The organism is Microcoleus sp. S28C3, assembly GCF_036700785.1.
GTDB lineage: Bacteria > Cyanobacteriota > Cyanobacteriia > Cyanobacteriales > Microcoleaceae > Microcoleus > Microcoleus asticus.
Genome location: NZ_JAUBPO010000015.1, coordinates 52,431 through 73,418 on the forward strand (window position 1 = coordinate 52,431; position 20,988 = coordinate 73,418).

23 protein-coding genes are annotated in these 20,988 nt (G+C 45.7%); 15 read left to right on the forward strand and 8 right to left on the reverse strand.

What is annotated here, in order from left to right; all coding sequences use genetic code 11:
• The 3 genes from QUA13_RS06875 to QUA13_RS06885 all read right to left on the reverse strand — a co-directional run.
• Window positions 1–1,561, reverse strand: a 1,561-nt coding sequence (locus QUA13_RS06875) for a WD40 repeat domain-containing protein (RefSeq protein WP_333197628.1), incomplete at its 3' end; no start/stop codon positions are given.
• A gap of 1 nt (window position 1,562) precedes the next feature.
• The gene (locus QUA13_RS06880) at window positions 1,563–3,938 is read right to left on the reverse strand and encodes a WD40 repeat domain-containing protein (RefSeq protein ID WP_333197629.1); all 2,376 of its coding nucleotides are present in this window, start codon (window positions 3,936–3,938) and stop codon (window positions 1,563–1,565) included.
• Window position 3,939: 1 nt separating this feature from the next.
• Complete coding sequence (locus QUA13_RS06885) at window positions 3,940–5,307, reverse strand: AAA family ATPase (protein ID WP_333197630.1); 1,368 nt, start codon at window positions 5,305–5,307, stop codon at window positions 3,940–3,942.
• A 347-nt stretch (window positions 5,308–5,654) separates the two neighbouring features.
• Between QUA13_RS06885 and QUA13_RS06890 the strand changes: the two genes are divergently transcribed.
• Together QUA13_RS06890 and QUA13_RS06895 are read left to right on the forward strand one after the other, a co-directional pair.
• Window positions 5,655–6,287, forward strand: a complete 633-nt coding sequence (locus QUA13_RS06890; protein ID WP_333197631.1) for an ATP-binding protein — start codon at window positions 5,655–5,657, stop codon at window positions 6,285–6,287.
• Between the two features lie 54 nt (window positions 6,288–6,341).
• Complete coding sequence (locus QUA13_RS06895; protein WP_333197659.1) at window positions 6,342–7,070, forward strand: response regulator transcription factor; 729 nt, start codon at window positions 6,342–6,344, stop codon at window positions 7,068–7,070.
• A 131-nt stretch (window positions 7,071–7,201) separates the two neighbouring features.
• Here the strand turns inward: QUA13_RS06895 and QUA13_RS06900 are convergent, their stop codons facing one another.
• Entirely contained in the window at window positions 7,202–8,164 is a 963-nt protein-coding gene (locus tag QUA13_RS06900; RefSeq protein WP_333197660.1) for a glycosyltransferase family 9 protein, read from the reverse strand.
• Between the two features lie 169 nt (window positions 8,165–8,333).
• Between QUA13_RS06900 and ispD the strand changes: the two genes are divergently transcribed.
• On the forward strand, window positions 8,334–9,026 hold the full coding sequence (gene ispD, locus QUA13_RS06905; RefSeq protein WP_333197633.1) for a 2-C-methyl-D-erythritol 4-phosphate cytidylyltransferase: 693 nt from the start codon (window positions 8,334–8,336) through the stop codon (window positions 9,024–9,026).
• A gap of 127 nt (window positions 9,027–9,153) precedes the next feature.
• On the forward strand, window positions 9,154–9,804 hold the full coding sequence (locus QUA13_RS06910; RefSeq protein ID WP_333197635.1) for a Uma2 family endonuclease: 651 nt from the start codon (window positions 9,154–9,156) through the stop codon (window positions 9,802–9,804).
• Between the two features lie 74 nt (window positions 9,805–9,878).
• On the opposite strand, the gene QUA13_RS06915 is transcribed toward QUA13_RS06910, so the two are convergent.
• Window positions 9,879–10,616: an SDR family oxidoreductase gene (locus QUA13_RS06915; RefSeq protein WP_333197636.1), complete on the reverse strand. Its 738-nt coding sequence runs from the start codon at window positions 10,614–10,616 to the stop codon at window positions 9,879–9,881.
• A 33-nt stretch (window positions 10,617–10,649) separates the two neighbouring features.
• The gene (locus QUA13_RS06920) at window positions 10,650–11,417 is read right to left on the reverse strand and encodes an SDR family oxidoreductase (protein WP_333197637.1); all 768 of its coding nucleotides are present in this window, start codon (window positions 11,415–11,417) and stop codon (window positions 10,650–10,652) included.
• A 176-nt stretch (window positions 11,418–11,593) separates the two neighbouring features.
• Here QUA13_RS06920 and QUA13_RS06925 point away from each other — a divergent pair, with 176 nt between their 5' ends.
• Window positions 11,594–12,529 (forward strand): AraC family transcriptional regulator, encoded by a 936-nt coding sequence (locus QUA13_RS06925; protein WP_333197638.1) that lies wholly within the window; start codon window positions 11,594–11,596, stop codon window positions 12,527–12,529.
• Between the two features lie 50 nt (window positions 12,530–12,579).
• The gene (locus QUA13_RS06930; RefSeq protein ID WP_333197639.1) at window positions 12,580–12,912 is read left to right on the forward strand and encodes a hypothetical protein; all 333 of its coding nucleotides are present in this window, start codon (window positions 12,580–12,582) and stop codon (window positions 12,910–12,912) included.
• A 154-nt stretch (window positions 12,913–13,066) separates the two neighbouring features.
• Here QUA13_RS06930 and QUA13_RS06935 read toward each other — a convergent pair whose 3' ends face one another.
• Window positions 13,067–13,999 (reverse strand): LysR family transcriptional regulator, encoded by a 933-nt coding sequence (locus tag QUA13_RS06935; protein ID WP_333197640.1) that lies wholly within the window; start codon window positions 13,997–13,999, stop codon window positions 13,067–13,069.
• A gap of 260 nt (window positions 14,000–14,259) precedes the next feature.
• On the opposite strand from QUA13_RS06935, the gene QUA13_RS06940 reads away from it, so the two are divergent.
• From QUA13_RS06940 to QUA13_RS06965, 6 genes are all read left to right on the forward strand, one after another.
• A complete protein-coding gene (locus tag QUA13_RS06940) occupies window positions 14,260–14,553 on the forward strand; it encodes a hypothetical protein (RefSeq protein ID WP_333197642.1) in 294 nt (97 codons plus the stop codon).
• Between the two features lie 163 nt (window positions 14,554–14,716).
• On the forward strand, window positions 14,717–15,001 hold the full coding sequence (locus QUA13_RS06945) for a hypothetical protein (protein ID WP_333197644.1): 285 nt from the start codon (window positions 14,717–14,719) through the stop codon (window positions 14,999–15,001).
• Window positions 15,002–15,082: 81 nt separating this feature from the next.
• On the forward strand, window positions 15,083–16,147 hold the full coding sequence (locus QUA13_RS06950; RefSeq protein ID WP_333197645.1) for a tetratricopeptide repeat protein: 1,065 nt from the start codon (window positions 15,083–15,085) through the stop codon (window positions 16,145–16,147).
• A gap of 175 nt (window positions 16,148–16,322) precedes the next feature.
• Window positions 16,323–16,598: a hypothetical protein gene (locus QUA13_RS06955; protein WP_333197647.1), complete on the forward strand. Its 276-nt coding sequence runs from the start codon at window positions 16,323–16,325 to the stop codon at window positions 16,596–16,598.
• Window positions 16,595–16,960 (forward strand): clan AA aspartic protease, encoded by a 366-nt coding sequence (locus tag QUA13_RS06960; protein WP_172185093.1) that lies wholly within the window; start codon window positions 16,595–16,597, stop codon window positions 16,958–16,960. Before QUA13_RS06955 ends, QUA13_RS06960 begins: the two co-directional genes overlap by 4 nt.
• A 28-nt stretch (window positions 16,961–16,988) precedes the next feature.
• The gene (locus QUA13_RS06965; protein WP_333197648.1) at window positions 16,989–17,498 is read left to right on the forward strand and encodes an N-acetyltransferase; all 510 of its coding nucleotides are present in this window, start codon (window positions 16,989–16,991) and stop codon (window positions 17,496–17,498) included.
• Between the two features lie 141 nt (window positions 17,499–17,639).
• On the opposite strand, the gene QUA13_RS06970 is transcribed toward QUA13_RS06965, so the two are convergent.
• On the reverse strand, window positions 17,640–19,217 hold the full coding sequence (locus tag QUA13_RS06970; protein ID WP_333197649.1) for an adenylate/guanylate cyclase domain-containing protein: 1,578 nt from the start codon (window positions 19,215–19,217) through the stop codon (window positions 17,640–17,642).
• 88 nt (window positions 19,218–19,305) lie between these two features.
• On the opposite strand from QUA13_RS06970, the gene QUA13_RS06975 reads away from it, so the two are divergent.
• From QUA13_RS06975 to QUA13_RS06985, 3 genes are all read left to right on the forward strand, one after another.
• Window positions 19,306–19,566, forward strand: a complete 261-nt coding sequence (locus QUA13_RS06975; RefSeq protein ID WP_172185099.1) for a hypothetical protein — start codon at window positions 19,306–19,308, stop codon at window positions 19,564–19,566.
• A 234-nt stretch (window positions 19,567–19,800) separates the two neighbouring features.
• Entirely contained in the window at window positions 19,801–20,631 is an 831-nt protein-coding gene (locus tag QUA13_RS06980; protein WP_333197651.1) for a prepilin peptidase, read from the forward strand.
• Between the two features lie 59 nt (window positions 20,632–20,690).
• Window positions 20,691–20,912, forward strand: coding sequence for a hypothetical protein (locus tag QUA13_RS06985; RefSeq protein WP_333197653.1), 222 nt, complete (start codon window positions 20,691–20,693; stop codon window positions 20,910–20,912).
• Window positions 20,913–20,988 lie beyond the last annotated feature (76 nt).

Here is a 20,988-nt window from a genome sequence, read left to right on the forward strand (position 1 = left end):
TAGTGACTGTTACTGCATTTACCCTGTCGCTGTGACCTTCAAGAGTAAACTGTTCCTTTCGAGTTGTTAAATCCCAGACTTTGAGGGCGTTGTCAGATGAACCAGAAATCGCCCGCTTGCCATCAGCAGTGACTGCTACTGCATTTACCCAGTTGCTATGACCTTTAAGAGTAAATTGTTCATCTCCAGTTGTTAAATCCCAGACTTTGATGGTATTGTCACATGAACCAGAAATCGCCCGCTTCTCATCAGTAGTGACTGTTACTGCATTTACCCTGTCGCTGTGACCTTCAAGAGTAAACTGTTCCTTTCGAGTTGTTAAATCCCAGGCTTTGAGGGCGTTGTCATAGGAACCAGAAATCGCCCGCGTGCCATCAGCAGTGATGGCGACTGCATATACTAAATCGCTATGACCTTTGAGAGTAAACAATTTTTTATTTACCGAGTAACTGTAACCTTCGAGAGTAAATTCTTTTTTTCCCGTGGTTAAATCCCAGACTTTGAGAGTATTGTCCTTTGAACCAGAAATTGCCAGCTTGCCATCCGCAGTGATGGCGACTGCATATACTGAACCGCTATGACCTTTGAGAGTAAATTCTTCTTTTCTAGTGGTTAAATTCCAGACTTTGAGGATTTTATCTACTGAGCCAGAAATTGCCCGCTTGCCATCTGCAGTGATGGCGACTGCACCTACCGAGTAACTGTGACCTTCGAGAGTAAATTCTTCTTTTCCAGTGGTTAAATCCCAGACTTTGAGGGTGTTGTCGAAAGAACCAGAAATTGCCCGCTTGCCATCCGCAGTTACTGCTACTGCATATACAGGGTTGTTATGACCTTTGAGAGTAAATTCTTCTTTTCCGGTAGTTAAATTCCAGACTTTGAGTGTTTTGTCTGCTGAACCAGAAAGCGCCCGCTTGCCATCAGCACTGAGTGCTACCGCATTTATCAAGTTGCTGTGACCTTTGAGAGTAAACTGTTCATTTCCAGTGGTTAAATCCCAGACTTTGAGTGTGTTGTCTGCTGAACCGGAAATTACCCGCTTGCCATCAGCAGTAACGGCTACTGCATTTACTGAGTTGCTGTGACCAGAGAGGGTGCGTAGTAGTCCCCTGCGAGGGGGAGTTAAACAGGGTGTCAAAGGACGCAACCAAGCTGTTGCTTTCCACTGCTTTGCTACTTCCAGCATTGCCTGAATCTCTGGCATTTCAAAGTACAGTAAGCGCCCTAACAATTGTTCCGCCAGTTTGCTCCGATCTCGCTCCAAAATATCGGCTGACATCCACAGTACCCTTTGAATCAAGTTCAAGGCTCTTGCTGTTTCTGAGTTGTATTCTAGGTTAGTGACTGCTTCTGAAGCGTCAACCAAATTGAAATCATCAATCAGTGCCTGCACCCCAAATTCAGGATGCTGAATCTTTGCCATCAGAAAGTTAAAATCTGTCAGTTTTTGATAATACTTTTCTAACTGACCTGACTTGATATAATTTGGCAGTAAGCTGCCCAGATAAGCACGTTGATAGAAAAGTGGTTTAGCCGCTAACTTGTCAGCAAATTCTCCCATCTCACGCCATCCCCTTTTCTAAATACTCAGTAATCCCTTCTAGTCGCAGGAAATATATGCAGCCGGATGCGTCGCCTGCCACAATTGTGACTCCATCGGGTGCAATAGCGCAACAGATAATCGCACTTTCACCCGTGAAACTGGCAATGACATTTCCAGTGGTTAAATCCCAGACTTTGAGGTTTTTTTCCCAGGAACCAGAAATCGCCCGTTTACCATCAGCAGTCACGGCTACTGCTTTTACCAAATCGCTGTGACCAGTGAGAGTAAACTCTTCCTTTCGAGTTGTTAAATCCCAAACTTTGATAGTGTTGTCATGTGAACAAGAAATTGCCCGCTTCCCATCAGTAGTGACGGCTACTGCATTTACAAAATTGCTGTGACCTTCGAGAGTAAACTCTTCCTTTCGAGTTGTTAAATTCCAGACTTTGATGGTGTAGTCCGATGAACCAGAAATTGCCTGCTTGCCATCAGCAGTGACAGCGACTGCATTTACTGCGTAGCTGTGACCATTAAGAGTAAACAGTTCCTTTCCCGTTGTTAAATCCCAGACTTTTAGGGTGTTATCCGATGAACCAGAAACTGCCCTTTTGCCATCAGCAGTGACGGCTACTCCATTGACTGATTTGTTGTGACCTCTAAGAGTAAACTGTTCCTTTCCAGTTGTTAAATCCCAGACTTTTAGGGTGTTGTCTTTTGAACTAGAAATAGCCCGCTTCCCATCAGCAGTGACATCTACCGCATTTACAAAGTAGTTATGGCTTTGATAAGTAAACAGTTTTTTTCCAGTGGTTAAATCCCAGACTTTTAGGGTGTTGTCTTTTGAACCAGAAATAGCCCGCTTCCCATCAGCAGTAATAGGGGCGGAATTTACCGAGTAGTTATGGTCATGAGAAGTAAGCTCTTCCTTTTCACTTGTTAAATCCCAGACTTTGAGTGTGCTGTCCGAGCAACCAGAAATCGCCCGTTTCCCATCAGCAGTGACGGCTACCGAATTTACCGAGTAGTTATGACCATGAGAAGTAAACTCTTCCTTTCCTGTTGTTAAATCCCAAACTTTAATAGTGTTGTCTTTTGAACCAGAAATCGCCCGTTTCCCATCAACAGTGACGGCTACCGAATTTACCGAGTAACTGTGACTATTGAGAGTAAACTCTTCCTTTCGAGTTGTTAAATCCCAGACCTTGAGCGTCCTGTCTCTTGAACCAGAAATCGCTCGCTTGCCATCAGCAGTAACGGCTACCGCATTGACCAAATAGCTGTGACCTTTGAAAGTAAATTCTTCCTTTCCATTTGTTAAATCCCAAACTTTGACAGTGTTGTCGGATGAACCAGAAATCACCCGCTTCCCATCAGTAGTGACAGCGACGGCCCATACCGAATTACTGTGACCTTTGAGAGTAAACTCTTCCTTCCGAGTTGTTAAATCCCAAACTTTGACCGTTTGATCCTCTGAACCAGAAATTGCTCGTTTGCCATCAAGAGTGACAGCGACGGCCCATACCGAGTTACTGTGACCTTTGAGAGTAAACTCTTCCTTTCCAGTTACTAAATTCCAGACTTTGAGAGTGTTGTCCGATGAACCAGAAATTACTCGTTTACCATCAGAAGTGACAGCAACTGCATTTACCCAGTAAGTGTGACCTTTGAGAGTAAACTCTTCCTTTCCAGTTGTTAAATCCCAAATTTTTATGGTATTGTCCCAAGAACCAGAAATCACCCGCTTGCCATCAGCAGTGACAGCAACTGCATTTACATTTACTGAGTAGCCATGACCTTTGAGTGTAAAAAGTTCCTTTCCAGTTGTTAAATTCCAGACTTTTATGGTCTTATCTACTGAACCAGAAATCACCTGTTTGCCATCAGTAGTGACGGCAACTGCATTTACAAAATTTGTGTGACCTTCAAGTGTACGTAGTAATCCTCCTCGGGGGGGAATGAGACAAGGGATTAAAGGACGCAACCAAGGTGCTGCTTTCCACTTTTTTGCTACCTGCAGCATTGCTTGAATCTCTGGCATTTCAAAGTACAGTAGGCGGCCTAACAATTGTTCTGCTAGTTTAGCCTTATTTAGTTCTAAAATATCCGCTGACATCCACAACACCGATTGAATTAAGTTCAGAGATTTCGCTCTTTCTGGGTTGTACTCTGGGTTAATTACTGCTTCTAAATCGTCAAGCAAGTTAAAATCATCAATCAGTGCCTGCACCCCAAACTCAGGATGCTGAATCTTTGCCATCAGGAAGTTAAAATCTGTCAGTTTTTGATAATACTTTTCTAAATGACCTGACTTGACATGATTTGGCAGTAAGCTGCCCAGATAAGCACGTTGATAGAAAAGTGGTTTAGCCGCTAACTTGTCAGCAAATTCTCCCATCTCACGCCATCCCCTTTTCTAAATACTCAGCAATCCGTTGATTTACTTCCTTAAAAATCTTCCGCTTTGAATCCATCTCCCGTTTGCATTTCAGAAAGTCAAGGAAACTAGCATGATAGATGGTATAGCAGATTTCTCCGTCTAAATTCTGCTTTTTCAAATATTCAACCCACTCGTCTTCTAAAACCTGTGCCACATCGCATTCATCCACCTTGGCAATTCCCGCAATCATCTCGCAGGGAATCGCCGTGCCAATCTCTAATAAAATATACAAGACAATCTCCATCAATTGCCCTGGCTTAGATTCCATTTTCATCCGCACCCAATGGCTTTGATAATACTCTTGCAGCCCGTCGGGCAATTGCTTTAAATCCAAGTCATTGTAATAGCCATTAGCAATTGCGGGCAAAACATACCGCAAATACATAAAATTGTTTTCGCTCTTGTTTGCCACTTGCTCGACAAACGTTGTATCGGCAATGCTGTGGGTTTGAATCCAGTTTCTTAGTCGATCTTTATAGTCAGGATCAGTATTGATAAAAAAGCGAATATATTCTTTGATATCATCCTGATTAAAATTCATGTATTTTTCGTCTCTTAAATCTAAGTCTTTTACCGGAACTCCCGGAGATACGGCCAGCCGCCTTTGACCGAGGTTAAAGGGTCGCCGCGTCAGCAGGAAATATACGTTATTGGGCAGAGTTATCGGCAAATGTAAAAGATTTTCTCCCGCTTCTTGTTCAACTTCATCCAGTGCATCAATTGCAATTACTAAACGTTCACCTGCCGTGAGTTTCCCCGCCACCGTTGCCAGTAATTTCGGTAAATCGGCGTCTTCTGACTTTAGCAATTCATAGCGGTCAATTAATTGCCGGCGAATGCTCTTCAAAAACAATTCTGGTCTGTTGCGGCGTTCGACGACAATATTGAAATAGCAGGGAGATTTATGTTCAGAGACGTATTTGGCAACGATCGAACTTTTGCCCATTCCCGCATCCCCGACGATTGTAAAATAACCGTGAGGATTGTCGGTGATAAATTGCTGAAAAGTCTCAAAAACAAATTGGCGCCCGCAAAACCTGCGAATTTTTTCTTCTATTATCGATATAAATTCTTCAGGGTAGGGGGCAACTACTGGTTGTGATGGTTGATAATACTTCTGTTTTAATTTAGTATGCAGAATCCTCGACTTACCTGCACCTTGGTGGTTATCAAGTTCTGGAAAACTGGCTGAAAACTTCCTGTAAATCTCTCCCATCCGCTGTTTTACAGTAGGTTCTGATATGCTTAATGTTAATGAAAGCTCTGTCTGATTTAGGGGTACTCTTTCACGAGAGAAGAGTGCTAATAATGTTTCTGTTTGTTCCATAGATAATTCATGTCTCCCAGATTCGCCTCTAAGGAATTCTTGCCAATCCATCTAGGTTAACCCCCAATATAACTTTATTACAACTTACGCACTGTCATGCACTTAAATCATCCTGAGCCTCGCCAAGGATCTCTTAGACGGCTGGAATTCTTCCCAGTCCTGATTCTTGCGAAGGATAGGGACTCTGCATGACAGTAGTTTAATTATACCTTGACTATACTTTGATTATACCGACCTCTAATAGACCTAACTTTATACCTCTGGTCAACTTCACTCAATTAAAGTGATGCCATGATTTGATCAGAACACAGACAAGCAGTTATTGAGCAACAAGAGAGGTCAGTCAAATGAACTTTAAATTATTGGGAAAATCGCACGGTGACGAAGATTTTAGCGAAATCGAGGAAATAGGCAAAATAGGTATAAAACTTATTGGCAAAATTGCCGACGAGCTAAGTTATACCCGCACGTCTGAGGGTCGAAACTGTCTGTTAATTGTAAAATATTTTCAACCAGCTTTAGTACCACCCCAACCTAGCACTCAGGCTAGTATTTTTAAGCGTGCCATAGGTCTTTTAAACAGCTTCAACTGGCTTCAAGAGCAACGAACTCCCCAATCCGATCGCAGTTCTCACCAGCCAATTCGCAAGATTAAAATTCAAGTAATTAGCGATCTCAAGGCTGTTACTCAAGTCCTTTGGTGGGTTGAGCAGTTAGAGCCTCTACCCATTCCTGAAGCAGTTTTGCAGCTTTGTAAACTTGCTGCGATCGAGGGTTTTACCCATGCTGTTCGCCACGCTCACAAAAATCTGTCAGTGGAAACTCCGAAAATCGAGCTGGCGATCGCAGTTTTTAACGAACGCCTAGAGATCGAAATATGGGATTGGGGCCAGCCTTTTGACCTCAAGACCAAGCTGAAAGAAGAATTGCCAGAAAAAACTCTGTTTAGTTGGAACGACTTGAGCTTTACTCTTCACTAAAGCTGTTCTGAAATTACCAGTTGTCCATTGACAGTAGGAAGAAAATTTTTTGTGATGACTACTGATACTACCCCCAAGATTCTCGTTGTGGATGATGACCCATCCATCCGCACTCTAGTTCATCGTTTTTTAACTCAGAAATATCAAGTAGATTCGGCAGCAGATGGCGAGACGGCTTTAGAATTGTTTGAGAAATTCAAGCCACTGCTAGTAATTCTCGATTGGAATTTGCCTGATACTACAGGCTATCACCTCTGCCAAGAAATGCAGCGCCGTACTAATGTTTTTGTGGTAATGCTAAGCAGCCGCACCGACGAAGCTGATAAAGTTAAAATCCTGTCCGCCGGTGCTGATGACTATATCTGCAAACCCTTTGGTTTGGCCGAGTTGGCAATTCGTATCGAAGTCGTGTTGAGACGCATGAGGCCTGTCACTCCATCGCGTATTGTATTCGATCGATTCGCGATCGATTCAGCGCGTCGGGAAGCAACACTCAACGATCGCATTATCAACTTAACAGCCTTGGAATTTAATATTTTGTATTTGTTGGCAAGTCATTCCGGTGAATCTTGGAGTCGCCAACAGCTAATCGAAAAAATCTGGGGGTGGAACTGCGACGACACAGGAGAAGACCAACTTGTTACCGTACATATCGGTCAGATTCGCAAGAAAATGATTCAAGCTGATGCTACGGGGTCGCAGTTTATTAAAACTGTTCGGGGTTACGGTTACAGGTTCGAGCCGCCCTCTGGCACGGCAATGGCAATTTGCCAATTTATCTAGGCGACGGAGGACACGGCAATGCCGTTTTCCTACCCCAAAACGATCGATCGCCCTTGATGAGATATGCAACCATCGCCTGATTAATTGTAGGGACACGGCAATGCCGTGTCCTGACTTAGATATCGTAGTTTTTAGCCGCCCCAAACCTTCTTTAAAACCTCTTGAGGAGAGATGTCTGCCATTTTGCCAGTAGGAGATTTAATGCCCAAAAATCGATCGCTCTTTGGCAGCAATTTTGCAGGTTCAGTCGGGCCGAACAAAGCTATAGTATAAGTTTGAACCGCCACAGCTAAGTGCATCGGCGCACTGTCAGTACATATCATCAAATTAGCAGCAGCAATAGTCGCCGCCAACTTGCCGACATCATCCGGCGAGATAACTTTTACATTCGGACATAACTCGACTAACTTTGTCACGAAGTCTGCATCTTCGGGGCCTTTCACAACAACAACGGGCAAATTAGGCTGTCGCTGCTGACAATCTTCAATTATTTGCTTCCACTTGTCTGTAGGGTAAATTTTGTCAATACCTTTAGACACAGCTAATTGACTGGAACCGCCGTGAATTAGAATGTATCCGCTTTCTTTTACGCCCAACCGCTGCTGTTCGGATTCCGCCCACTGAATGTCCTGTTTTGGTACATTAATTGCGATCGGCGGACAAGCATTTGTAATGTTAAATCCTTGCAGCAAATCGTGGTACATTGAAGCGGCGTACTGTTCAGTTTTCAGCGGTACGGCAGCAGTGAGAAATCGAGCGCCGTTGGTTCCCGAATAGCCAACTCTCTGCGGAATGCCCGTCAGCCACAGCAGCAGCCCTACAGTCCAACGCTGGCCTAGGGAAATAACTGCTTCGTATTCGCGATCGCGAATTACGCCCAGTAAATTGCCCAAATCTGCCATAGCGTTGCGGTCTTTGAAATTGTACGTCAAGACTTCTTTGACGGATTTGCAGACTCGGTAAGCGCCCTTCGCCCTCGGTTCCACGATGACATCAATTTGCGCCTCTGGATAAGACTGCTTGAGGTCATCGAGGGTGGGGAAAAATAAAATTTGGTCGCCAATCCCGCCTGGGACAAGTGCTAGTATTCGCATCATAAACGATCGGCTATTATCTATCGAGGTAGCTCTCAGCGATCGGCCTTCAGCTATCAGCTTATAGTATTTCTAGACATTAAAAGCTACTGGCTGACAGCTAAACAACTGACCCAAAAGTACAGGACGCTCTTAATATATACCTAGTTGGGTTAAGAACGGTTAGTTAATGCACTTATTAATTCCTGCGGCGGGTTCGGGGCGACGGATGGGGAGTCAGCGGAACAAACTGCTGCTGACTTTGCTGGGAAAACCTTTGCTGAGTTGGACTTTGGCTGCTGCTGAAGCTTCGCAGCACATTAGCTGGATTGGCATTATGGGCCAGCCAGACGATTTTCCTGATTTTAAAGCAATTCTGAGCGATTTATCTTTGGTTAAGCCCGTGGAACTGATTCAAGGAGGCGCCACCCGCCAAGAGTCAGTTTACAACGGTTTGCAGGCTTTGCCACCAAATGCCGATCGAGTGTTGATTCACGACGGCGCCAGGTGTTTGGCAACTCCTGAATTGTTCGATCGATCTGCAGAGGCCCTCTTGAGCTGTCCGGGCTTGATTGTCGCCGTCCCGGTCAAGGATACGATTAAGGTCGTAGATGAGCGTCGGATCGTGCGAGACACCCCAGACAGAAGCAATTTGTGGGCAGCCCAGACTCCCCAAGGATTTGAAGTGAAATTGTTAAAGCAGTGTCACCAAGAAGGGCGGCAGAAAGGTTGGGAAGTTACAGACGATGCGGCTTTGTTTGAAAAATGCGGTTTACCAGTGCAAATTGTGGAGGGAGAAGAGACGAATTTGAAAGTCACAACGCCCGTTGATTTAGCACTAGCTGAATTTATTTTGCGGCAGAGAACTGCTCGGACTAAATAGAATTTGTTGACTATTTTTAAGAACGGGCAAGATGCCCGTTCCACAATCAAGAATCTGTTAGTTGTGGAACAGGCATCTTGCCTGTTCCTTATGTTATCTTAGAAATCTCTTAGCTGGAAGTAAACATATGATTTCTGTTGCGCCGATCGCACCACCGTTACTCATAGGCGAACAGCGGGTGGTGTTTAGAAATATTACTTGGCAAGGTTATCAACAACTGCTCAAGATTTTGGGCGATAAACGAGCGGCTAAATTGATATTCGATCGAGGGATTTTAGAAATTACCATGCCATTAGAAGAACACGAATTTTCAGCACGCTTAATCGAACTTTTGATTCGGATTTTGGTAGTAGAGCTAGGTTTGAAGATTAAAACAATGGGTTCGACAACCCTCGATCGATCGGACTTAGAGCGCGGTGCAGAACCAGATAATGCCTATTACATCCAAAATCAGCCCCTCGTAGCCGGTCGTACAGTCGATATAGCCACAGATCCAGCACCCGATTTAGTAGTGGAAATAGATATCACCCATACCGATATTAACAAGCCTGCTCTCTATGCCAGTATGGGAGTACCGGAGTTTTGGCGGTACAATGGTAGAGAATGGCGAATTTATAAGCTGGAGAACGATGAGTATTTGGAAGTATCGGTCAGCCCCACTTTTCCGATACTTCCGAAGTCCAAGCTCTACGAATTTTTGGCAGCAGCGCAGCTAGATGAGGTAGAAGCAGAGGTGAATTTACGCAACTGGGTGAGAGAGATGGCGAAATCTAACTAGCGAATTGGGCATTGGCGGTCGCCAGATTACGAGCTTCATCACACCGTATGTTCGAGAGAGAGTTTCCTGTTTCGTTAGTAAGGGCTTGCTGTTGGTCTGACAATAATTTCGCTAACATCAACATCGTCAGGTTGTTCGATCGCAAATACAATCGATCGCGCGATCGCAGCCGCAGGAATAGCTATTTTGCGGAATTCTTGCATTCCCAATATTGCAGCTTCATCGCTGATGCTCTCGGCTAACTCAGACTCCGTTACTCCAGGAGAAATCACCGTCACCCGAATGTCGCCCCCAACTTCTTGTCTCAATCCTTCTGAGATTGCTCTAACGGCGAATTTAGTAGCACAGTAAACAGCAGCAGTAGGAGAAACCGCGTGTCCGCCGATCGAGGAAATATTAATAATCTGACCAGATTTTTGTGCTTTCATGACAGGAAGTGCCGCCGCGATGCCGTACAAAACACCTTTGATATTGACATCAATCATGCGATCCCATTCCTCAACTTTCAGTTGTTCGAGTGCAGATAGGGGCATGACGCCAGCATTGTTAATCAGGACATCAACGCGATCGAACTTGCTTTGGGCAAATTGAACGAAATCCTCCATTTGACTGCGCTGCGTCACATCGAGAGCCTGGTATTCGACTGTTCCACCCTCCGCACGAATGTCCTTGGCGATCGCTTCTAGGCGATCGGTGCGACGTGCGCCTAAAACAACTTTTGCGCCTTTTTTGGACAGCAACTTAGCGGTGGATTCACCGATTCCGCTACTTGCTCCAGTGATCAGAACAACTTTATTTTCTACGTTCAACATGGTTATTTTTCCTGTTATTGAGGTTGACTTGAATTAAACAAACTGACCGCCAGAGACTTCGATTCTCTGTGCATTCACCCATCTGTTATCTTCCGATAGCAAAGCCGCGATCGCACCGCCGATATCATCAGGAAGACCGACGCGGCCCAAGGCAGTTTGCGAAGCGATAAAGCTGTTAATCTCAGGATTGTCACGCACCGCACCGCCATTAAAATCCGTTTCAATTGCGCCTGGGGCTACCACATTCACAGCAATCTGTCTGTGTCCCAGTTCTTTCGCCATGTATCGGGTCAAAACTTCGATCGCTCCCTTCATGCTTGCGTAAGCTGCATAGCCAGGTAAAGCAAAACGGGCAAGCCCAGAGGAAATATTGACTATCCGTCCTCCATCATTGATCAAAGGCAGAAGTTTCTGCGTGAGGAAGAAAACGCCCTTCAGATGAATATTCATCAAGCGATCGAAATCATCTTCCGTCGTATCAGCAAAAGGCGCATAAACACCAACACCAGCATTATTGACGAGGAAATCAAAATGCTCTGTCTGCCATTTGTCTTGAAGTGACTGCTTGACTTGTTCCGCGAAACCGTCAAAGGTTTTAGTGTTTGAAGTATCCAGTTGCAGGGCAACGGCTTTAGCTCCAATTTCTTCGATCGCAGATACGACATTTTTCGCATCCTCATCGCTGTTGTGATATGTCACGATGACATCGACTCCTTTTTTGGCAAGGGTCAAAGCCGTATTTTTGCCAAGTCCTCGGCTCGCCCCTGTTACCAATGCGATTTTTGTCTTGTCTTGGGTCATTGCCTTATCCTTTTACTGTTTTATTCAGATGTGTTCATCCTATGAGTAAAAGCAAGGGTTTTGAATACACAGACCTCGCAATTTATTGCCTAATCCTCCAAATTCCTCTTTTAGGAATGGCTCAAGATGCTCTATGATGAGCAAAAGGAAATGGTTAAATCAATCAAAAAATTAGCATGACGATTGAAATGCTCAACCAAGTAATAAACCAAGATGCGATCGCTAATCAGTGTCAAGAACTGGCGGCCTTGCTAACTCGGCACACCGACGGCAAAGGAAATGGTTTTCATAAAACAGACATAGACAAACTGGAATTTATGCGAGAATCTTCTGTTTCCGCCGCACTGCACGGTGTCTATCAACCTATTCTCGCCATCGTCATTCAGGGCAAAAAAGAAGCCTTGCTGGGTGAGGAAACCTATCGTTATGGCGCGGCTCAATATCTTGCGATCTCAGTTGATTTACCTCTGAGTGGATTTGTTGTAGAGGCCACTCCAGACAAACCGTATTTAGGATTCAAGCTGAATTTAGACCCACGCCAACTCTGCGATATTATCACTGCCCAAACCCAGCCAAGCGCAAGCAAGAAAGAAAACTCTGTCAGAGGCTTATTCGTCAGCAATGCCGATGCGCCGTTGCTCGATTGCGCCCTCAGACTGACAAGACTTTTGGATACGCCGCAGGATATCCCGATGCTGGCACCGATGATTATCCGCGAAATCTATTATCGTCTTTTAATGGGTGAGCAAGGCGAAGCTGTCCGCCAAATCGCCACATCTGGCAGCAATATGCAGCGCATCGCCGAGGTACTCAAACTGATTAAAACTGATTTTGCAAAACCGCTGCGGGTTGAGGATTTGGCAGGACAAGCCAATATGTCTCCTTCATCTTTCCATCACCATTTCAAGGGAGTTACATCGATGAGTCCACTTCAATATCAAAAGCAATTAAGACTATTAGAAGCACGTCGCCTGATGCTTGCCGAAAACTCCGATGCGGCAAATGCTGCCTATCAGGTTGGTTATGAAAGCCCCTCACAGTTCAGCCGCGAATACTCTCGTATGTTTGGTGCGCCGCCGATCCGGGATATTGAGCGTTTGCGTACTGCTTGAGCGTAACTGTTTCGACTATATTGGTTTTGTTCCGTTAATACAAGTGGAGGATGAAAGCAATGGAATATAGCGGTACATGGCGGATCACAGAGATGGCAATGTGGGATAGTGATTATTTGGACATGGAAGTTGAAGCCTATATCGAGATTGATGAAACAGGTTCAGGAGAATTTCAATTCGGTTTAGTATCAGGTCAAATTGACGGCGAAGTCGTAAAAGATGGAAAGGATCAGCGATTTGAATTTACATGGGACGGTAATGATGAGAACGATCCTGCATCTGGTAGCGGTTGGCTCAAATTAAAGGAGAAAAACTCGGTAGATGGTCGAATCAAATTGCACCAAGGCGACAGTTCTAGTCTTGTTGCAAAACGCATGAAATAGGCAATCAGCGATCGCACTATTGGTTATGCGATTTTTTTGATCGCAGATGAACGCAGATAAAATACCATCTGCGTTCATCTGTGTTCCGAAGCTGATATCTGCGGTAACAAAATCCAAATCTAACCAATAACCAATAACAACTGACTTAGGTTTCTCATGAAGGATTAATCGCAAACTCGCCCTCACTATCAACCTGTGCCGCACTTGTCACTACATCCAAAAACGCAAACACGGCCGGAACTAACAGCGCATCCCTCAAAACAGCCACCCCAATTACTCTCTCAAAATCCGCCGGCAAACTGCAAACTTTTACCGAAGCAGGTATCGGTTCTGCGGCCAAACGGGGCAGAATTGCTGTACCCAAACCTTGCATCACCATACTGACAATAGTTGAATCTTCGCTGAGTTCGTAACCGATATTTAAGGGAAACCCCGAAGTTGTCAAATATTTGCGAAGCGGTATCGAACAAGGATTTTCTGCGGGCTGCAAAATCAGGGGATAGTTCGCTAATTCTTCCCAGGTAATCTTAGCACTTTTACATTGTCCGTTCGGCGGCAGCAACACAACATATTTATCCCGCAAAATTTCTCTAGTTTCAAATTCATCAGAGATGGGAAGAGAGACAAAGCCGATGTCTGCTTTGCCCGATCGCAAAGCTTCTTCCACAGCTTGAGTATAATAAACTTCGGTAATGATGACCGCAATTTTGGGAAAGCAACTGCGAAATTTAGCAATAATACCCGGTAGGATATGAGTTGCGACACTCCGAAAAGTAACTATCCGTACCTGGCCTCCCTGCAAGCCTTTTTCTAAATCCGCTTCTTTGACCATCATTTCTAAGGCGCAGGCTATTTGACGCCCGTGAAGCAGCACCCTTTCCCCCACCGGCGTTAGTTGAGCACCGTGTCGCCCCCGATGGAACAGTTGCACTCCCAATTCTGTTTCTAAAGAGGCGATGGCGTGGCTGACTGCGGATTGGGACAGTTCCAATTGCAAAGCCGCCTCGCTAAAGTTTTCACAGTCTGCTACTGCTAGCAAAGCCTGAATTTGAGAGAATTTCATCCGCCGCGTATTGATTTCGTTCATAGCGTTTGTGCCAGTAGTACCCAAATTGTCACAAGGGCTTCGATCTATCGATTTTATTCATACAACCTATGCAAGCAATGCTTTGATTGTCAATGGTCGCAGAGTTAAAGTTAATTTATCAGGCAACAGATAGACTTTAACAAAACTTGCACGACAACAATATTGTGCTGTATTTGCGATGAAAGCATGGCATTTTTCAGCTATTATTTGTATTTTTTTAGTGCAATTTTTGGAGTATTTATAACTAAAAGGTGGTGGCTATGTCTACTTGCAAAAATCAGATCGATACCCCAAAAATGAAAGTTTTTTCGATTGCCGATCGAGCAAAACCTTCCGAAAAACAGAAATGGCAATCGCTCTTTTGGGTTATGAATCAAATTTGGCAGTTTTTCATAGTCGCCACTGCTGGCCCAGACGAGCTAAGAATTTGGCAGACATCAGATAATGATGGTAACACTTGGTGGCACGGTTGCGATCGAGCTACAGGTCGCTCTACTTGTGTGGCAACTGAGGATGAAATGCGCGCTTGGCTTGATCGGCGTTACTGCCAATAGTCGATTGTCGCTTGTATGGAACCGGGTTTATTTAGGTTGTTTGCCGTCATCAAAGGAATTGGTGAATCCGCCGCTACAAAAATTGGCAAATGCAAAGATTTCAGTGATGAGGCAATAATTGTGAATTTTTGATTTTTGATGGTTTAATTTCAAAGGAGATACTATGCTTCAAAGAATTTCCGAGTTAGCAGCGCCCGTTAGCGGAGCCCTCGAAGAGGATCGCATTATTCTAATGGAAAACGAGGTATACAGATTGCCTCAAAATCATCGAGAAATTCAAGTTTTGTCAGGAACTGCTTGGATCACGCTTGACCAACAGGACATCATTTTGCAAAGCCAGGAAAAAGCATCGCTTCCACCTAGCAAAAACTTTGCTGTCATATCCGCTCTCAACAATATGCCGCTGATTCTGACAGTCAGGCAAGACAAAAACCCAGTCAGAACCTAGGGATTGAGAAAAAATTCGGCAGGAGCACCCCAAAAAGCTCTATCTTAATAGTTATCACTTGGCTATTGGAGGACTCGATCGGTGCACTGCCGCTCTTACCACTTCAGCTATCTCGCAGCTATAAGTATTGTTTTATGGCCGGCACTCAGCTTGCTGGCAATTTCAGACGCTCGGGCTTATGCCCCAATTATAAATGCGAGGCGCGCCCAAGCGAGCGATTACGCCCAAGCAACAGACCCTAAAACGCAAGCAGACAAACTCTTTGAAACAGGACTAAAACAGTACCGCGAGGGTTTGTTTCGAGAAGCAATTCAAACTTTTGAGCAAGTTTTGGCAATTCGCAAGCAACTAGGCGACAAACCGGGAACCGGAGAAACGCTCAATAATATGGGGGAAGTTTATGCCGAAATGGGTTCGCAGCCCAAAGCTTTGGAAGTTTTGCGGCAAGCTTTAATCATTCACCGAGAAATCGGCGAAGGGCCTCGTATCGCGCGCACTCTAAATCTCATCGGTTTCGTCAACCGGATTGCAGATAAGTTTGACGAAGCGATGAAACTGCACCAAGAAGCTTTAGAACTTGCCAAAACTGCCAACGACCAAATTGAAATAGCAGAATCATTTCACAACATTGCGGCGGTGTATGCACAACAGGTAAATTACGCCAAGGCGATCGAATTTTACCAACAAGCGCGCACGATTCGCACGACCTCCGGCGATCGCCGCGATTTAGGCCGTACCCTCAATAACATGGGCGGCGTCTACTACAACATCGGCGACTTTAATAGAGCGATGGAATTTTACCACCAAGCTTTAGCAATTCGCCGGGAAATCGGAGATAGGGCTGGCGTCGGCCGCCTCCTCAACAACATGGCACTTACCTCTCGCAAACTCGGCAAAGATACTCAAGCGCTGATCTATTTTCAGCAAGCAATACCAATGTTAGAAGCAATCGGCGACAAGACAAGTATGGGACGCTTGCTCAACAATATGGGTGCGATTTATGAAAGTCTCGCTCAATATGACAAAGCTCTCGAATCCTACGAGCGAGCTTTGAAACTTGCTCGCGAGGGCGGTGACAAAGCCGGAGAAACTACAGCGATGGAGGGTATTAAGCGGTTGTCTTCCAGTCAGCTTGTGCCGCAATAAGGAGAGTTAAGCGGTTCGGCTTCTCGGGTAAAGATTGGAAGAGATAGACTTTGGCTATTGGGCAAGAATCTGTCAGTAGTTGCATCATGTGTTGCCAAAAATACATGGCTCAAAAAGAGGAAAAAGGCTTGAGGGGCGCTATAATTTGATTACTATCGCGATCGAAAGGTGGAATATGCAAAGCTCCATTGTCCTGAGCAGCGAAGAAGTTGCAAGGCGTGCCGAGAAGCTCTACGATGAGAAAATCCGTCAAGAAGTAGAGCGAGAAGAGAATATCGGCAAAATGGTTATTATTGATATCGAAACAGGCGATTACGCAGTAGACAAAATGGGTTTAGAATCAGCACGGCAGTTGCGGAAAAAGAATCCGAACGGTCGGTTATTTGGGATTCGGATTGGGTACAAGGTGGCGGCTGCAATTGGTGGAGTGATGGAGCGGGTTTCAAAGTGATTTCCGGAATCGTAACGGATAGGCACGCGACGGTTTCTGTAGTATTTCGTCTGCCCGATCGACCCGACATTACAATTGAATTTGTGATAGACACAGGATTTACCGACTTTCTCTGCTTACCTCTGGAAGTTGTATCCATCTTGGGGTTGCCTTTTGAGTACAATATGCGTGCGAATCTGGCTGACAATAGCAATGTAGTGCTTCCGGTACATACCGCTACGATTCTTTGGAATGCAGAGGAGCGAGATGTTCGCGTACTTGCAACAGGAGCAAGACCGCTACTTGGAACTGCTTTGCTGGATGGATATGAACTGGTTGTACAGTTTACAGAAGGTGGACTGGTTACTATTGAAGAGTTGTAAGTTTTTACTAATTTAATAAATTTAAACTATGAATATTCGTACTGAAAAACCAGAAGATTTAGAAGCCGTTCGCAACGTCAATATTGCGGCATTCGGGCGAGAAAATGAGGCAAACTTAGTCGATAGATTGCGGGGAATAGCAGCTACATTTTCATTCGTTGCCGTCCAATCCGATCGCATTGTCGGACACATTTTATTCAGTCCGGTTGTCGTCGAAGGAAAATGTTCTAGCAATTTGTCGATTCTGGGGTTGGCACCAGTCGCAGTTCTTCCCGAATATCAGCGCCAAGGTATAGGAACGCTGCTGATCCAGCAGGGTTTAGAAGAGTGCAGGCGATCGGGATTTCAGGCCGTGGTTGTGCTGGGCGATCCAGATTTATATTCGCGTTTTGGGTTCGTTCCTGCTAGTAGCAAGAGCTTGAAATGCGAATATGATGTGCCCGATGAAGCTTTTATGGTTTTAGAGTTAGAAAGTGGAGCTTTGCAGGATTGCAGCGGAACGGTGAAGTATCGATCGGAGTTTAGTCTATGCGAGTGACTTTCGCGGCGGTTTTTCTGATGATATATCGTACAACCAACATTAGAAAAATAAGATTGAGGAGTCAGAGTGGAAAGCGGTTGTGCTGTACTTGCCTTTGTGAAGCATAAAACTTGCACAGCTATTGCCCAGCAAAGTTATTTAAACGCTCCCTTTTCCCCTCTCCACCTTTGCACCGTGCAATCCAAAAATCGGAGTTTGAGCAGATTTCCCCTTCAGAGAAACATCTCCCAAAGCCTCGCAAATAAAGTTTAGCTCGATCGACTCACACACCCTTTCAGCAATCAAAATTTGGTTTTCCCCCGCCTTGCTCATCAACCGAGCCGCCGTATTCACCGTATCGCCGAGGATATTAAACTCCCTGCGCCCTCGGGGTTCCCCAACCTCAGCAGCAAACACCGGCCCCAGGGATAGCCCAATTTGACAGCTTACTTTTATTTCTTGACCCCCGATAATTACCGGAGGCAAAGCTGCAATCATATCTCGGATTGCAATCGCCGCACTAGCCGCGCGGCTGGTGTCATCCGTGTGAGCGTCGGGCACGCCAAAATAAATCAGCATATCCGAACCCTCTAAGTGCGCCGTTACTTTTTGCAACACGCCCCCTTTAGCTGACACTACAGCATCAATCGACGCAAACACCCGAGAAAAACTTACTACCAGATTGACTTCTTCCTCCGGCGAAGCTTTGTCCACAGACTCCGGTAAACCAATCAAGTTGACAAACATCACCGTCGGTTCAGGAAAATCCGGCGGGATTTTCCGCCTGTCAGCATTTTCCACCAGCAGCCTCAGAATGGCTTTGGGAATATAACTAGCAAGGGGTTCAAGCCGCTTGACAGATTCCCCGATTTCTTTTACCAAGCCCGAAACGCTGCGATCGAGCAATACCGAACTCGGCATCCGCCGCCGAGTCAAAGTGATATCATACTCTCCGAGTCGATCGTCCGTTAAATCGTCCGCCACCAAAAAATAACCCGGTTTCCCGGGTTCAAAACGAAATTCCTCTCCCAAAGACTCTTTAGCAGTTTCAGTCAAACACACCCGCCCCACAGTCCCAGAACCCTCAGCTTGCTTGGCTTGCTGAACAGAATGCCCCAGCAGTACGTAAGCCATCCGCTGCGGGGTACCAATGTCAGCACTAATGTAGCGGCCGCAGTGGATGCCCACCCGCATCTTCAAAGACAAAACACCCCGCGCCGTTTCAATATTGGCAAATTCAGCCATAGCCCGCTGCATCCGCAAACCCGCCCGCACCGCCCTCGCTGTATCCTCTTGGTGAATTCCTGACAGAAACTGCACCAGCATCGCATCTCCGGTAAACTCCAGCAAGTCCCCGCCCGATTTGCTGACAATTTCAATCATCGAGGCAAAATAGTCGTTAATCACCCCCAGCAGCGTTTCAGCTCCCTTGCGCCCCTCGGCCGCATTCGCTTCCAACAGCGACGTAAACCCGGCCAAATCCGTGAACAACAAGGTGCCTGTTTGCCACTGGTAGCGTACCTCGCCCGGGTTTGGCGGAGATTCGGACACGGGTCTGGGTACGTAGTCGTGGAGGATGTAGCGGAGAGTGCGCAGGTGATCGAAAACCGCCATGAGCGTTGCGGGGGACGGATCTACCCACGCAGCAGCGTACAGTTGGGCGGAAAGGAGCGATCGCAGCCGCAGTTCGATCGCAGCTAAGGGAGGATTGTAGGTTAATCTATTAATAATTTCCACCTAGTCTATTCTTAAAAAATAAGGTAAGTTCGATCGCTCTAGAGGCAACACAAATAGCTCGACTTAATACCATTATGATAAGTTTCCCGTGAACCCATACCAACCTAACCCAGAACCCACGATAGAAACTTCCGAAAGTCACAGTTTGCTAGCTCCCGATTTGATCAAAGCTGCTCGATCGGCCTATGGTATGTATTTAAAAGTGCATTCCGACCAGATGCAGCGTCCGGCCGGTGTAGTTGTCAGTCAAGGCAGCGATCGAGGTCAGCTAATTTTTGCTTCGCAGCCCGTTTTGTTGCCCGGTGAACGTTTTGTTACTTTTGACGAAATAGAATCTCAAATGTATTAATGGGTAATTGGTAATTGGTCATTAATCATTGGTAACTAATATTATGTCCGCTCAAACGCTCGCAATAAAATAGGTTTCTAGTGCAGGCCTAAGTTTTCAGGATTTTATGAAAACTTGCATTCTTGACTATTAACACCTTTTATGATGGGTAATTGACCGGGCACGATCTAAAAACTAACAACTAACAAGTGACACATAATCACAGTCAACAATGAACAGTCAACAGACAACTTAATGGAAATAATCTTTAATTGCCTTGTCACGGCGATCGTCTTTATTGTCGGATCTGCTATTGGCAGCTTTCTAAATGTGGTAGTCTATCGGTTGCCTGCGGGTTTGTCGGTGATACACCCTCCTTCTCGCTGTCCCAAATGTTTAAATCAACTCAGAAGTTACGAAAATATACCCGTTTTCGGTTGGCTGTGGCTGCGGGGACGCTGCAATCACTGCCGCAGTCGCATTTCGGCCCGCTATCCGGTGGTGGAAGCAGCTACGGGTTTGCTGTTTTTGCTAATCTTTTGGCGGTTTGGCGTAACAGTGCAAACTCTGGGTTTTTGGGCTTTGTTTAGCTGGCTGTTGGCTTTGTCTTTGATTGATTGCGATACAATGACTTTGCCTAATTCTTTAACTCGATCGGGTTTGGTGCTGGGATTGGTTTTCCAGGTGGCGAAAGGTTGGTGGCCGACATTTAGTCCGATCGACTCGGTACACTATCTCGTACTCGACGGGATCGCGGGAGCAGTTGTGGGGTTGTGGCTGTTTGACGCCATCGGACTTGCCGGGACGATCGGCCTGGGGCAGAATGCTATGGGCGCCGGAGATACCAAATTGGCTGCCTTGATGGGAGCTTGGCTGGGCTGGAAATACTTGCTGCTAGCGGGATTCATCGCCTGTGTAGCCGGGGCTTTTGTCGGTGGCGGGGCGATCGCTCTGGGGCTCCTCGATCGGCGTCAACCCATGCCTTTCGGCCCGTTTCTGGCTCTCGGTGCAGCAATTACTGCTCTGTGGGGCGAAGCCATCTTATCTACTTACTTGCAGTTGTTTTTCCCTAATTTTAGTTTCTGATCTGCCGGTAGTCTAGCGATCGAACATAATACTGTCTCAAAAATTGGTAAAATTGTTCCGTGTCTTGGATTACACTTACAACTACTAGCTTTCGCTGGGAAGCGGAATTAATGCAGCAGCTCCTGGCTGCTCATCAAATCCCGGCCCGGATTGTAGACTTGGGCATAGCATCTTATTTGGGTGCTGGAAGTGCTACAGCCCTGCAAGTTCTTCCACAACACCAGCGAACAGCATCGCTCCTCATCAGTCCAGTTGAAGATGAGCCAGAATCTGGTGATTAGTCATTAGTCATTAGTCATTAGTCACTAAACAACTAGCAATTGACAACTAGCAACTGACAACTAACAATTACTAATT

Bases quoted from the DNA above. Each gene is read 5' to 3' on its own strand.
- QUA13_RS06915 (WP_333197636.1), bottom strand. From the start codon at position 10,616: ATGTTGAACGTAGAAAATAAAGTTGTTCTGATCACTGGAGCAAGTAGC.
- QUA13_RS06880 (WP_333197629.1), bottom strand. From the start codon at position 3,938: ATGGGAGAATTTGCTGACAAGTTAGCGGCTAAACCACTTTTCTATCAA.
- QUA13_RS06965 (WP_333197648.1), top strand. From the start codon at position 16,989: ATGAATATTCGTACTGAAAAACCAGAAGATTTAGAAGCCGTTCGCAAC.
- QUA13_RS06910 (WP_333197635.1), top strand. From the start codon at position 9,154: ATGATTTCTGTTGCGCCGATCGCACCACCGTTACTCATAGGCGAACAG.
- QUA13_RS06935 (WP_333197640.1), bottom strand. From the start codon at position 13,999: ATGAACGAAATCAATACGCGGCGGATGAAATTCTCTCAAATTCAGGCT.
- QUA13_RS06980 (WP_333197651.1), top strand. From the start codon at position 19,801: ATGGAAATAATCTTTAATTGCCTTGTCACGGCGATCGTCTTTATTGTC.
- QUA13_RS06890 (WP_333197631.1), top strand. From the start codon at position 5,655: ATGAACTTTAAATTATTGGGAAAATCGCACGGTGACGAAGATTTTAGC.
- ispD (WP_333197633.1), top strand. From the start codon at position 8,334: ATGCACTTATTAATTCCTGCGGCGGGTTCGGGGCGACGGATGGGGAGT.
- QUA13_RS06945 (WP_333197644.1), top strand. From the start codon at position 14,717: ATGCTTCAAAGAATTTCCGAGTTAGCAGCGCCCGTTAGCGGAGCCCTC.
- QUA13_RS06895 (WP_333197659.1), top strand. From the start codon at position 6,342: ATGACTACTGATACTACCCCCAAGATTCTCGTTGTGGATGATGACCCA.
- QUA13_RS06920 (WP_333197637.1), bottom strand. From the start codon at position 11,417: ATGACCCAAGACAAGACAAAAATCGCATTGGTAACAGGGGCGAGCCGA.
- QUA13_RS06925 (WP_333197638.1), top strand. From the start codon at position 11,594: ATGACGATTGAAATGCTCAACCAAGTAATAAACCAAGATGCGATCGCT.
- QUA13_RS06900 (WP_333197660.1), bottom strand. From the start codon at position 8,164: ATGCGAATACTAGCACTTGTCCCAGGCGGGATTGGCGACCAAATTTTA.
- QUA13_RS06955 (WP_333197647.1), top strand. From the start codon at position 16,323: ATGCAAAGCTCCATTGTCCTGAGCAGCGAAGAAGTTGCAAGGCGTGCC.
- QUA13_RS06930 (WP_333197639.1), top strand. From the start codon at position 12,580: ATGAAAGCAATGGAATATAGCGGTACATGGCGGATCACAGAGATGGCA.
- QUA13_RS06940 (WP_333197642.1), top strand. From the start codon at position 14,260: ATGTCTACTTGCAAAAATCAGATCGATACCCCAAAAATGAAAGTTTTT.
- QUA13_RS06885 (WP_333197630.1), bottom strand. From the start codon at position 5,307: ATGGAACAAACAGAAACATTATTAGCACTCTTCTCTCGTGAAAGAGTA.